Origin of the sequence: Cutibacterium namnetense (assembly GCF_001642025.1) — a bacterium.
Lineage (GTDB): Bacteria > Actinomycetota > Actinomycetes > Propionibacteriales > Propionibacteriaceae > Cutibacterium > Cutibacterium namnetense.
In genome coordinates this window covers 25580-38558 of record NZ_LWHO01000008.1, presented here as the reverse complement: position 1 = coordinate 38558, position 12979 = coordinate 25580, and the positions used below count along the sequence as shown (strand labels likewise).

10 protein-coding genes are annotated in these 12979 nt (G+C 61.2%); 5 read left to right on the top strand and 5 right to left on the bottom strand.

Annotation, left to right across the window (positions count from 1 at the left end):
* Positions 1-78: 78 nt before the first annotated feature.
* Together A5483_RS11485 and A5483_RS08325 are read right to left on the bottom strand one after the other, a co-directional pair.
* The gene (locus A5483_RS11485; RefSeq protein ID WP_082864036.1) at positions 79-399 is read right to left on the bottom strand and encodes a hypothetical protein; all 321 of its coding nucleotides are present in this window, start codon (positions 397-399) and stop codon (positions 79-81) included.
* Positions 400-716: 317 nt separating this feature from the next.
* Positions 717-3143 carry an alkaline phosphatase family protein gene (locus tag A5483_RS08325; protein WP_063811531.1) on the bottom strand — a complete coding sequence of 809 codons (2427 nt, stop codon included), beginning with the start codon at positions 3141-3143 and terminating at the stop codon, positions 717-719.
* A 218-nt stretch (positions 3144-3361) separates the two neighbouring features.
* Here A5483_RS08325 and A5483_RS08320 point away from each other — a divergent pair, with 218 nt between their 5' ends.
* The 3 genes from A5483_RS08320 to A5483_RS12555 are packed head-to-tail and all read left to right on the top strand — an operon-like array spanning position 3362 to position 5540.
* Entirely contained in the window at positions 3362-4327 is a 966-nt protein-coding gene (locus A5483_RS08320; RefSeq protein WP_176607907.1) for a hypothetical protein, read from the top strand.
* A 14-nt stretch (positions 4328-4341) separates the two neighbouring features.
* Positions 4342-5205: a bifunctional methylenetetrahydrofolate dehydrogenase/methenyltetrahydrofolate cyclohydrolase gene (locus tag A5483_RS08315; RefSeq protein ID WP_063811529.1), complete on the top strand. Its 864-nt coding sequence runs from the start codon at positions 4342-4344 to the stop codon at positions 5203-5205.
* Positions 5202-5540, top strand: a complete 339-nt coding sequence (locus A5483_RS12555) for a DUF3017 domain-containing protein (protein ID WP_003866449.1) — start codon at positions 5202-5204, stop codon at positions 5538-5540. The genes A5483_RS08315 and A5483_RS12555 overlap by 4 nt, the downstream gene beginning before the upstream one ends.
* Before the next feature lie 23 nt (positions 5541-5563).
* Here A5483_RS12555 and A5483_RS08305 read toward each other — a convergent pair whose 3' ends face one another.
* The 3 genes from A5483_RS08305 to A5483_RS08295 form a co-directional block, all read right to left on the bottom strand.
* Positions 5564-6907: an aldehyde dehydrogenase family protein gene (locus A5483_RS08305; RefSeq protein WP_003866511.1), complete on the bottom strand. Its 1344-nt coding sequence runs from the start codon at positions 6905-6907 to the stop codon at positions 5564-5566.
* A 422-nt stretch (positions 6908-7329) separates the two neighbouring features.
* The gene (locus A5483_RS08300; protein WP_063811527.1) at positions 7330-8313 is read right to left on the bottom strand and encodes a malate dehydrogenase; all 984 of its coding nucleotides are present in this window, start codon (positions 8311-8313) and stop codon (positions 7330-7332) included.
* A 155-nt stretch (positions 8314-8468) separates the two neighbouring features.
* Complete coding sequence (locus A5483_RS08295; RefSeq protein WP_063811525.1) at positions 8469-9320, bottom strand: formyltetrahydrofolate deformylase; 852 nt, start codon at positions 9318-9320, stop codon at positions 8469-8471.
* 188 nt (positions 9321-9508) lie between these two features.
* On the opposite strand from A5483_RS08295, the gene A5483_RS08290 reads away from it, so the two are divergent.
* Entirely contained in the window at positions 9509-11719 is a 2211-nt protein-coding gene (locus tag A5483_RS08290; protein WP_063811522.1) for an NADP-dependent isocitrate dehydrogenase, read from the top strand.
* A complete protein-coding gene (locus A5483_RS08285; RefSeq protein ID WP_002549867.1) occupies positions 11716-12864 on the top strand; it encodes a hypothetical protein in 1149 nt (382 codons plus the stop codon). Before A5483_RS08290 ends, A5483_RS08285 begins: the two co-directional genes overlap by 4 nt.
* Positions 12865-12979: the final 115 nt, after the last annotated feature.

The following is a 12979-nucleotide window of genomic DNA, read 5'->3' as shown; positions in this document are numbered from 1 at the left end:
TCCCAGGGAAGATCCTCGTAACGCATCAGAGGGCCCGAACCATGAGGTTCGGGCCCTCTGATCGTTCTGTAAGAGGCGTCAGTCAAGCTCGGCGATGTAGTCCCACAAGGCGACGACATGCTTGCCGTCAGGTGCCCATCGAACCATGCCTTCGCCCGCAGAAGCGACGGTGTGGATCTTGAAGGTCACTTTCTGGTCTTTGCTGATCTTGGCCGGCATCGGGGATTCTTTGACTGGCTGAACCCAGTGGTATTTACCGGCCTCGTCCTGGACGTTGAACTGTCTGACTGACAGCGGGACCGTTCCGGTGGCGTCGCTGACGGTGACGGTCCAGGTGAGATCGGCAGCCTCGGCACCCACCTTCGTCCCCGCAGGGGTGGTCGGGCCGTGAACAATCATCGTCACGCTATTGCCCCGGTCGAGATCGACCCGCACTGCAACACCTTGGTACGACAAGGCGGGACGCTGAACGCTTGCGGTGGCTTTGCTCCCGGTGGTCGGACTGGGGACCCACGACGGCAGTGGCTGGGATGCCAGCTGCTGGGCCGGGGGACGGGAATCGGACGGTGCCGGGGTCATGTGGTCGGAGGAGGAACAGCCTGCGAGCAGGCCTGTTGCAGTACACAATCCGAGCACGGCAACCTGGCGACTGACCTCACGGATGCTGGTGCGGTGCCCTCGTCGGGGCGTGGTGCGACGACTCATGTTCTTCCCGTTCAGTGGTGGCGGTGCCAGGCCCGTGTGTCCAGGGCGGCACCGATGACTGTCAGGCCGGTTTCCCTCGAGGCATGGCTGTCGGATGTCGGGTCAGCTGTGCCCTCGGTCCCGGTGTGGGGCAGATTGGGCTTGCCCGACCGTGAGGGGTGTGTGGCCGGGCCGTGGGATGGGGCGAAGGATGGGTGGCTACTCGGGGCACCCTCGGTGGTGCTGGCACTCGGGTGGGGTTCGTCGTCTGTAGACAGGTTGGTGAAGACGTCCTTCCCGAAGGTTCCCAGTCCGGCCTGGGCGGCGAAGCCGAGGTGGCCGGCCCCATCGAGACCGGTGGATACGGTGCCAGCTTCAAGCTGACGAGTGTCCTTGCCCTTGGAAACAGAGAAGATGTCTTCCATCGTCCGCAGCCAGGAAAAGTGGTTGTAGTGGGTGGAGCTGACGGTTCCGGGCTTGATGTAGGGGGAGATGAGGATCGATCCAGTGATGCCGCCTCCGGGGGTGGCGTCGTGTGCGTCGAAAGTCGACGTCGGAGTTTCCCCTTCAGCCAGGTGACCTGGGACGCCGGTGGCCGAGAGTTTGACCGACGACACCACACCGGTTGTGGTCAAGGGGGTGTCATTCTTATCGACCAGGGTGAACATGCCCTTCGTGACGGGGTCCGAGGCTGATGCGACCATGTTCGGTCCGAGGTTAGTCACGTTACCGACGTGGGCCCCCTCGGGAATACCGTTGCCGGTGACCCGGCGTCCGATATCGGCGACGGTGACGGCAGCTTGGATCGTCGAGCTGCCGGCGGTGGCGGAGGCTTTGAGGGTTGACTCCTGTGAATACCCCGAGTTTGCCCCGGTGTTCTTCGCACCATGGACACAGTTGGACTTGTCGGCGTTGACGAGCTTGGTGTCCTGCTCACACGATGGGGGCCGGGTGATAAAACCGTTTCCTCCCGGTCCGGGGAAGAGCTGGTTGCCATGCTCGTCGGTGGCCAGGGTGGAGTTCGGGCCGGTGGGTTCCCAGTCGACGTTCCTGCCACTGATGTTCTGCCCGGCGAGGTCGGCCTTGAGGTAGTTCCTGGCCGTCGTTGTGGTGCCGGGGAAGGTGCCGGGGGCGTACTTCTGGTAGCCGGGGGCGAGGTCCTTCACCGTTTGGGGAGAGTAGTTGTACAGCTCGTGTCTGCGGGCAGCCTTGGCGACGTCGGTATTGTCGGTCGCGTTATTGAACGACATGTCGGAGAACGGTGGGTTGGCCTCGTCGAAGGTGACGTCGATGAGACCGCCGTCCTTGAAGGCGGCTGATTTCTCGATGAGCGGGATGTAGTAGCGCAGCCACAGGTCGGCGGCGTAGAGGCCACCAGTGTGGTTCTTCGGTGGGGTTGTCAGGGGCTTGGAGTAGTCGGGGTTACCGTTAGCGTCAAACACGCCTGACAAGTTGTTGCCCTTACACGTGGCGTCGTGGGCGTCGGAGCAGTTGTTCGGGGTGATCCAGTTGAAGGCTGGCACCTGGTCGGCGGGCTTGGATAGGTCGCTGATCAGACCGCGGGAGTGATCGTCAAGATTGACGATGTGCTTGCTGTCGGAGGGGGTACCGCCGTCAATCGGATGGGTCAGTGCGTCCTTGCCGGTGCCGTCATTGCCGATGATGGAGTGAAACCATACGAAGGGGAAGTGCTTGGCGACGTATTGGTCGTCAGCTTGGGCGCCGGTGTACGAGGTGATCCCTCTGGCCTCGTCCTGCGCGCTGGTCTTCATGACTTTGGGGTTCTTGTCGGGGGTGTTGGCGAGGGTGCCTGGCGACCCGGCGAGACCATCCTCACGGCCCGGGTGGTTGTGCAGGTCCTGGGCGTATCCCTTCCACGTCACCCCTGCGGCATCGAACTGGTTGAACAGGGTGGGAATGTTCTTGGGATAGGTGCAGCCATTTTTTCCGGCTGGAGCATTCGGCCCGGCGAGGGACATCGCCTGACCATAATTGTCATTGCGCCCGAATTCCTTGCCGGTGTGAGTACGGATAATTGAGGAATTGGATCCGAAGTTCGAATTGACGTCCCCGCAGTCCTCTTGCAAGTCCATCTGCGGTGCCTGGCCCGAAACGAGGGTGATGTAGTTGTCCTGGGAATAATGGCCGGTGCCGTAGTAGTGATTAAGGAGAGCACCCTGACGGGGGAGTTCCTTCCACAGGTAGGAATTTTGGTTGAGCCCGGTGAAGCTCTCGTCGTAGGACTTGTTCTCCAAGATGATAAGCCACACGTGCTTGATTTTGCCGGTGGCAGGATTCGTTGTTGTGATGGCGGTGTGAGCGGGAGCGTTCCCGGCCCTCACCGGAACTCCCTCGGCGGGCAGGGCAAGCCCTGGGGCAGGGGTTGACAACCCAAATGCAAGGAGGCCGGCGGCGACGGTGCTTCCGATAGCCTTCGTGAATCGTCTGTGGATGCGCATGACGACAGGTCTATACCCGGCAAAGAGAGATTTGTGGGGTTTTGATGAAATGGTGTTAACCGGGACTGATGTCGAGACGCCGGTCGAGGTGTCCACCGTACTGGTGAGGTGTCGACGTGTTGCAGGCATGACACCGGTCTACCGGCGGTAGTCGGAGGCTCGGAGAGTAGCTGGTTAACCGCACGAGAATTGCTGGTGAACGTGTGACGATGATGACGATGATGGCGCTCGGGAGGCAGGCCCTTGCCGTGACCGCCAGATGGCTTCGTGATGGGGGCTGTAACGGTCAAGGAGATCGGTCGAGCAGCCTAGTGGTGCCCTGGTTTTCCTGCCAGACGATGATCACCCCATGGCAGTTAGAGGGATACCGGGTGCACAGACTGCCGGTCGACCACCAGTTCCAACTCGACGCGGACGCTCTTGGCGACGCCTTGGCGGCCTGCCGGCGTCACGGTGAACACCCAGCGGTGTTGACCTGCGAGACATTCGGAATCCAGCCGAGCTTGAAGCTCATTGAGGTGTTAAAGCAGGCCCGTCATGACGGCGTGCCGGTCGTCGTTGATCGCACCCATTCTTTTCTCGGACCGTCCCTCACCCCTGCTGACATCGAGGTGGTCAGTACTCGCAAGCTACTTCCCGTGACCGAGGTGGCATGGGTGCAAGCCGACGCGGACCTTTCCCAGCTCGTTGGGAGGCGAGACGCTAAGGATGAGCTTCTTACGACGGCCCGCCGTCGATTTTTGAAGCACCGGAGTCTCGACACCTTCGAACAAACTGAAGACCTGGCCGACGACTGCTGGGCTCCAGTTGTTCCTGACGACGATGCTCGTGCTGACATTGAAAGGTTCAACTTCGCTGAGTTCGCTTGCCAGGTGGAGCAGACCCGCGATGCCGTGCTGAGCGGATTAGAGGCGATCACGGTCGTCAACCCGGCAGCCTCCAGTGCGATGGTGCTTCGACACCCGGCTGCCGATGAGCTGGCAGATCGGCTGCGTAAGATCGGCGTAGTTGGGCCATTGCACTGGGATCGGCCGCAGCATATAGACGTCGATTGGCCCGAGGACCTCGTCAGTCTGCCTCCGGTGATGGATGAGACGACGATTGATCGGGTTATTGATGTCGTCACGACGGTGGTCGAGGCAACGCGCGTCTCGTGGAAAGATGGGGACCTGTCGAGGCCGTGACACAAGGAGGATCCATGACCGCCCAGAAACTCGATGGCAAGGCTACTGCCGCCGCGATCAAGTCCGAGCTGGCCGAACGCGTAGCAGTCCTGTGCGATAAGGGTGTTGTACCGGGACTCGGTACGGTGCTCGTCGGGGACGACCCGGCTTCGCACCAGTACGTCGCTGGCAAACATCGCGACTGCGCGCAAGTGGGTATCGAGTCCATTCGTGTTGACTTGCCTGCCGACGTCACCGAAGAGGACCTCGCCCGGGAGATCCGGGGCCTCAACGCCAACCCGCACTGCACCGGTTACATCGTCCAGCTACCGCTGCCACACCATATCGACACTAACTGGGCGCTTAATCTGATCGACCCTGATAAAGACGCCGACGGCTTGACGCCGGCATCACTGGGGCGTCTTGTCCTTAACGAGCCGGCCCCGCTGCCGTGCACCCCGCGTGGCATCGTCGAGTTGCTGACCCGCCATGGCATCAAGCTGCCGGGTGCCAACGTTTGCGTCGTCGGACGCGGTACCACGGTAGGGCGTCCGCTCGGGCTACTGCTGACTCGCCGTTCCGAGAACTGCACCGTCACCCTGTGTCACACCGGTACCCGTAACCTTGCCGAGCACACCCGTCAGGCCGACATCATCATCGGCGCTGCTGGGTCACCGGGACTCATTGATGCCAGCATGATCCGTTCAGGGGCGGTCCTTGTCGACGTCGGTGTGTCACGGTCTGCCGAGGGGAAGATCCAGGGCGACTTTGCTGCTGACGTGTGGGAGAAGGCCGCGTGGGTCTCGCCGAATCCTGGTGGCGTCGGCCCGATGACTCGCGCCATGCTGCTATCTAACGTCGTAGACCGGGCTGAACGCCTCGCTGCGGATCCTTCATGAGGCAACCGAGTCACGCCGCTGACGCGCCCGCCGGCACTTCCACCCGACATGCCCGACGCAGCGAGCGCTGCGCTGAATCTAGGGAGCATCTGGAATCTTGGTGGGCGCTGACGGTCTGCCTGCTTGGGGTTATCGCCTCGGCAATCGTCATGGGCACTGGGCACTGGCGTCGCGGCGCGATGGTGTTCGCGGCATCGGTGCTCATGGCAGGGATTTTGCGGGTAGTGCTGCCCGATCAATTCGCCGGACTGTTAGCGGTCCGGTCCCGGTGGATTGATTCGGTGCTCCTGCTAGGGCTGGGGCTGGTGATGGTTGTCGTCATCCTCACGAGGTGACGACAACCATCACCAGCTAGGGCTTAATGTGCGTCCAAGACGCAACGCCGCCGACGAGCAAAGCTGCGGGCCGATGTCAGCCCCTCACCGGTTGGCCCCGCGATAGTAAAGGTGGCGAATCCCTCTCCGTTGATCCCGATGCCGGCGAAAGACGGCCCGTTCTTGACGAAGATCGTCGTCTGGATGCGTCGGGCCATGAGGTCCAACCGTGAAACATCCTGGGAGTGCATGATCGCGGTGTGGCGGTTACCGTGTTCCAGCTCGACGGCCAAGTCGATGGCAGTGAGGTAATCGGTGACGGGGACCACCGGTACCACTGGCATGAGCATCTCGACCTGCACGAATGGATCCGACGGGTCAGTAACCATCGTCACCAAGCGGGTGTTCTGGTTAGGCTTAATCCCTGCAGCTCGCAGGATTTTCTGGGCGTCCTGACCAACCCATGCGGTATTCGGCCGAGTGCCAGACGGGTCCAGCAGTAAGGCACGCAGTTTAGTGAGCTCCTCGGGATCACTGACAACCTGTGCGCCATTGGCCGTCATGGCTGTCATGAGCTGGGGCAGCACTTCGGCGACGACGATAACTTCCTTCTCAGCGGTGCACGGCAGGTTGTTATCGAAGCTAGCCCCCTGGACGATGTCGCTGGCGGCCTTGGCCACATCGGCGGTCTCATCGACGACCGCAGGCGGGTTGCCCGACCCGGCTCCAATCGCCTTCTTGCCGCTCGACAACACCATGCTGACGATCTGCGGACCGCCGGTCGCCACAAGCATCGTGATGTCGGGGTGATTGATGAGAGCCTTGGTGGTGGCCGGAGTCGGCTCGGTGATGACAGTGATGAGGTTATCGGGAGCTCCCGCCTCGATCATTGCGTGATTGAGAACGTCAACGAGCCAGGCGCTAAGACGACGAGCTCGCGGATGAGGGCTGAAGACGACGGTATTACCGGCGGCCAGCATTCCGATGGTGTTGCAGATGATCGTCTCAGTGGGATTCGTCGTCGGCGTGATGGCGCCAATGACTCCATAAGGGGAGTACTCGAGGGTGGTCAGGCCATCGTCACCTTGACGTGCCTCCATGACGAGGTCCTCAACACCGGGAGTGTGGGTTGCCGCATAGAAGTTCTTGAGAACTTTGTGGTGGGCATTGCCCATCCCGGTCTCCTCGACGGCAGCCGTGGCCATATATTCCAGACGCTCTTGCTGGCTGGCTGCTTCGCGCGCGGCGTTGACGAAGGTACGACGCTGTGCCAAGGAGCAGTCAGAGAAGGCGAGGAAGGCCTCCCGAGCGGCGGCTACTGCGGCGTCGACGTCAGAGAACACTCCGCAGAGGTGGGTACTGCTGGGAGGGGCTGCTGTGGTGGTCATGGCTGCTGGCTCCTTCGGGTGTGCAGTCCTGGGAGATCCGCCCCCTTGCGGTGGACATCAGGACATCTGATGCATTTGACGATAGGAATGGCGACAGTTGCTCGTCTAGAGCACAAGCCAGAACGGGCCCGAGGTGCAGGTGAGGCATGCCTGAGTGTGCACTAATGCGCATTTCTACGAGTGCCTTAATTGTGGGTTTTGCCACTGCTCGTCAAGAGCTCGAGTGGGGTTTTAAACCGCTTTATAGCAGGGTCAGAGCAATGTCGCCGGTGGGGGTAGGAGTCACGATGTGCTGCACATTCGTGCACATGTGTGGGGCATCTCTCTCGACGCTCGACTACCGACTAAAACCACCGAAGTTACGCGCCATGACGCGCAAAACGGGCCCGGAAACTGAAGTCCGGGCCCGTTCGTCAGGTTGATCAGATGAGGCCAAGTTCCTTGACGGCATCACGCTCGTCGGCGAGTTCCTTGGCGGAGGCGTCGATCTTGGCGCGCGAGAAATCGTCGATCTCGAGGCCCTGGACGATCTCGACCTTGCCATTGGTGATGGTTACCGGGAAGGAAGAGATGATGCCCTCGGGCACGCCGTAGGAGCCGTCGGACGGGATCGCCATGGACACCCAGTCGCCCTCGGGAGTGGAGCCCATCCAGTCGCGCATGCACTCGACGGTGGCGTTGGCAGCCGAAGCAGCCGAAGAGGCACCGCGGGCGTCGATGATGGCAGCACCGCGCTTGGCAACAGTCGGGATGAACTCGTTTTCGATCCAAGCCTTGTCTACCAGGCTGGTGGCCTTCTGGCCGGCGACCTCGGCGTGGAAGACATCGGGGTACTGGGTGGAGGAGTGGTTGCCCCAAATGGTCATGTGGCGGACGTCGTTGACAGTCTTGCCGATCTTGCGGGCAAGCTGCGTCTTGGCGCGATTGTGATCCAGGCGGGTCAGGGCGGCGAAGTGATCGTTCGGGATGTCGACCGCGTTAGTAGCGGCGATGAGGGCGTTGGTGTTGGCGGGGTTACCGGTGACAAGAACGCGGACATCGTCGGCGGCGACGTCGTTGAGGGCCTTGCCCTGAGCGGTGAAGATAGCACCGTTCTTGGTGAGCAGGTCGGAACGCTCCATGCCAGCCTTGCGGGGCATAGCCCCGACGAGGAAGGCGGCGTTAACTCCGTCGAAGACCTTCTTGGGATCGTCGCCGATCTCGATGTTCACGAGATTACCGAACGCGCAGTCGTCAAGCTCCATGACGACGCCCTCAAGGGCCTTGAGGGCTGGGGTGATCTCGAGAAGACGGAGCTCGATAGGAGTGTCTCCGAGTAGCGAACCGGAAGCAATACGGAACAACAGGCTGTAGCAAATCTGGCCAGCAGCTCCGGTGACGGCAATCTTGATTGGGGTCTGGGTCATGGATCTCTCCTTGAAAGTCCTCGATGACACGTGGCTATTTCGAACCCTACTCGCGGTGGCGGCGCGAAGTTGGCCGGGGGACTCATTCGCATCAAGAGCTATTTAGCCTGTTGGGATCGGGCAACAGCCCCGATCAGGGGCGTCAGGAGGTTCCGCTACCGCAAGATGACAGTGCGCATTCCGTCCAGGAAGGTGCGGTGTTCAGCGAACAGACGGACGGCCTCGTTGAGGGTTGTCGACTCGGTGTCTTGGCCAACGGCGGTGAGTTGAGCCACCGTTTGAGAATGGTCGACCCGTTGCACTCGCTGTTCGATGATGGGGCCCTCATCAAGGTCGACGGTAACGAAGTGAGCCGTTGCACCAATGAGCTTGACCCCGCGCGAATGGGCCTGGCGGTACGGGTTGGCCCCCTTGAAGCCGGGCAGGAAGGAATGGTGGATGTTGATGCACCGGCCTGACAATTGCCCGCACAGTTCAGGGGAAAGGATCTGCATGTAGCGGGCCAATACGACGAGCTCGACGTCAAGGTCCTCGACGGTGCGCAATACCTCCTGCTCGAAAGTTGCCTTGGACTGCCGGTCGACCTTCTGCCACCGGAACGGGACGTTATGGAAGGCAGTCAAGTCGGCGAGGTCAGGATGATTCGCCATTACCTGGACGACGTCGATTGGCAGCCGGCCGGCGTCCCGGTTAAACAGCAAATGAGACAGACAATGGGGCGCTTTGGAAGCCAAGATGAGAGTACGGACGGGACGTCCCAATTCATCGACGTGAAAGGTTGCGTCGTATCGCTCGGCGAGCTCGCTGACGGCAGATTCGAGGTCGGCTCGGCTGCTCACTGACTCGACCTGCAAACGGATGAAGAAGTTTCCGGTGTCGATGCTGGTGAATTGCTGGCACTCCGTAAGGTTTCCGCCGACCTGGGCGCATGCCCCGGTGACGGCGTGGACGAGTCCGGGGCGATCCGGGCTAGTCCAGGTGACGACGAACTCGTGGGGTTGCGACATGATCGGTACGGTAGTCGGCGTCGCCGTACTGGGCGTGGTATCTCGCGAACTGGATTATTCAGTGTTTGTGATGTTCTTTTTCGGTGCCTCAGAAGTGTCCACCATCTCCACTATTCTGAAGACGAAGTGCCGCTAGCGGCCCTGCCGGGTTGTACCGCGGCGTTCCCCTCGACCACAGGAGTTCGTGCATGCCTACCATCGTCTGGACCAAGATCGACGAGGCCCCCGCCCTCGCGTCATATTCCTTCCTGCCCATCGTGGAGGGATTTCTCGACGAGTCGGGTATTGGTATCACGACTTCGGATATTTCGTTGGCGGGGCGCATCCTGGCTCAGTTTCCGGATCGTCTGAGTGAGGATCAGAAAGTTGCTGACCATCTGGCGGAGCTAGGTGAGCTCACCGCCTCCCCGGACGCCAACATCATCAAGCTGCCCAATATTTCGGCATCGATCCCGCAGCTCAAGGCCGCTATTGCCGAGCTACAGGCCCAGGGCTACGACCTTCCAGACTTCCCGGACAAGCCTTCTACCGATGAGGACAAGGAGACCGCCGCCCGCTACGCCACCGTGCTGGGTTCGGCGGTGAACCCAGTGCTGCGTCAGGGTAACTCTGATCGTCGCGCCCCCGCCGCGGTTAAGGCTTACGCCAAGGCCCACCCACACCGGATGGGTCAGTGGACTGGCCAGGTCAAGGCCCGAGTTACCCATATGGACCACGGCGACTTCTTCGATCACGAGGAGTCCTTTATCTCCCGGGGGCAGGATCTCGACGTTGTGCTCATCGGGTCCGATGGTTCCGAGACGGTTTTGGCTAGCGGCATCAAAACTGCCGACGGTGAGATCGTTGATGCCACCTTCATGTCCGTTGATGCCCTTGACGAGTTCTACGCTTCATCCCTAGCTCAAGCCAAGGAGGAGGACCTACTGTGGTCGGTCCACCTCAAGGCCACGATGATGAAGGTTTCCGATCCGGTCCTCTTCGGCCACGCAGTGCGTACCTTCCTGGCCGACGTTTTCGATAAGTACGGTGACGACCTCAACTCGGTGGGAGTTAACCCTGATCTCGGGTTGGGCGACCTGTACGCCCGTCTCGAGAAGCTCCCGGCTGAACGCGCAACTGCAATTAAGGCGGCCATCGATTCTGCCTTCGCGGCTCGCCCGGCTCTGGCCATGGTCGACTCTGACAACGGCATCACCAACCTGCACGCCGGCAACCTCGTCATCATCGACGCGTCCATGCCAACTGTCGTCCGTGATTCCGGATGCATGTGGAACGCCGACGGTAAGCGTCAGGAAACTCTGGCCTGCATCCCGGATCGCAGCTACGCCACCATGTACGCCGCGATCATGGACGACTGTCGCGAACATGGTGCCCTCGACCCGGCCACCATGGGCGACGTTCCGAACGTCGGCCTGATGGCTCAGAAGGCAGAGGAATACGGCTCTCACCCGACCACCTTCATCATTGCCCATGACGGCTGTGTCGAGGTGCGTTGCGGCGACGAGGTGCTGACGAGCCAGCAGGTCGAGGCCGGCGACATTTGGCGCATGAGCCGCGTACGCGACGTCCCGGTGCGCGATTGGGTGCGCCTTGCCGTTGAGCGCGCACGCATTACCAATACCCCGGCGGTCTTCTGGCTCGACGCGAACCGGGCCCATGACGCCCGCGTCATTGAGAAGGTCAAAGCCTATCTGCGCGAGCACGACACCGAGGGGTTGGATATCCGCATTCTGGCCCCTGCCGACGCTATGAAGTTCACCTTGGCACGCATCCGCCGCGGGGAGGACACCATCTCGGTGACCGGCAATGTGCTGCGCGACTACCTCACTGACCTTTTCCCGATTCTGGAGATCGGAACCAGTGCCAAGATGCTCTCGGTTGTCCCACTGCTGGCCGGTGGTGGTCTATTCGAGACCGGTGCCGGAGGCTCGGCCCCCAAGCACGTTAGCCAGTTTGTAGCCGAGGACTATCTGCGGTGGGATTCCTTAGGGGAGTTCTGTGCTCTGGGTGCTTGCCTCGAGCACATCGACCAGACCAGCGAGGGCACCAGAGCGGGAGTACTTGCAGCGACCCTTGACAAAGCCATCCGCGCCTTCTTGGAGAACGACCGCTCCCCGGCTCGCAAACTCGGTCAGATCGACAACCGGGGATCCCATTACTGGCTGGCTCGCTACTGGGCCACCGAATTGGCTGCTCAGCGTGATGATGCCGAACTTGCTGACAGGTTCTCCGACGTCGCGACCGAATTGGCTGCTCGCGAGGACCAGATCCTTGAGGAACTCAACGGGGTTCAGGGCCACCCGGTCGATATGGGCGGGTACTACCACCCCGACGAGGAGCTTGTCGCGGAGGCCATGCGTCCCAGCACCACCCTCAACGCCATCATCGAAGCCCTGTGAGTGCAGCCCGGACCTCGGCCAACTATGAGGATGTAGACCGACGCCGATGGTTCATCACTATCGGCGTCGGTCTCGCCGTGTGGGTGGCGCAACGCCTCGCCCTCGTGGTGGCTATGGCTTGCGACGGACCGATCATCCCGAGACTGACTCGATGGGACGGGAAGTGGTATTCCGCCATTGCGGCCGGCGGATATCACTGGCCCAGCCTCATGTTCGGTCACACTGATCCATGGATATCCGATCTGGCTTTCCTGCCGGGACTGCCAGCTCTTGGCAGGGTGATCATCCTTATAACCGGTATGCCGCCGCGTTTAGCGATCCTCATCGCCGGGCAGGTGGGGTTCCTTGCAGCCGCTGCAGTCATCACAGCGGTTGGGCTTAGAGTGGCGGGACCAACTGCAGCCGTGCTGTTGGTGGCCTGCTGGGGCGCCGCACCTCGTGCCGTCGTTGAATCGATGGGGTACACCGAGGGCTGGTTCATTGCCCTAGTCGGGCTCGGGCTGCTCGCCGTCGTGTCGGGGCGGTGGATCCTTGCCGGGGTATTCGTTGGCGTTGCCGGTCTTTTCCGGGCATCCGTCGCTCCGGTGTGCATCGTCTTCGGCATCGCGTGGCTGACGAGCCTGTTCACGAAGGCTGAGCCGGGGCAGCGCTGGCGTCGTTTCGTCGGTATGGTGCTGAGCCCGCTGGGATTGCTGACCTGGTTCGTCGTTGTCGCTCGTCGCACGGGCAGATGGAATGGTTACCTGCTTGTCCAGAAGGCGTGGGGGAGCGAGATGGGTACCCTGCTTGACACGTGGGAAGACTTTCTCTCGCGGACGGATCACGTTCCGTTTGATTGGCGGTACACCGGCTTCATTGCCCTGGTCTGGTGCGGGTATCTAGCCCTTGGCATCGTCATGGCAGTTCGACGCGAACAGGTGTGGTTGACGGCATATGTGCTCGTGACCGTGATCTTCGTCGGTCACATGCAGGGGTACTTTAACTCTAAGGCCCGATTCCTGCTGCCTGCTTTTCCAGCATTTCTGCCGGTGGCGAGACTACTTGACCGGAGTCCGAGGTGGCTTCAGGCGATGTTCGTCCTCGTCATCTCGGCAATCTCGACATGGTGGAGCCTCGACATTTTAGGGCACAACCTCTCACCCTGAGGCGTCCTGCCATGGAGTTCTGCCGGGCTGAGCCCCTATTCTTAGTCTTATGCACAACGATGACCGGGAGGGCGATAGTCCCGCCACCTTCGTTATTGTCTCTGTGAGGAGAGGA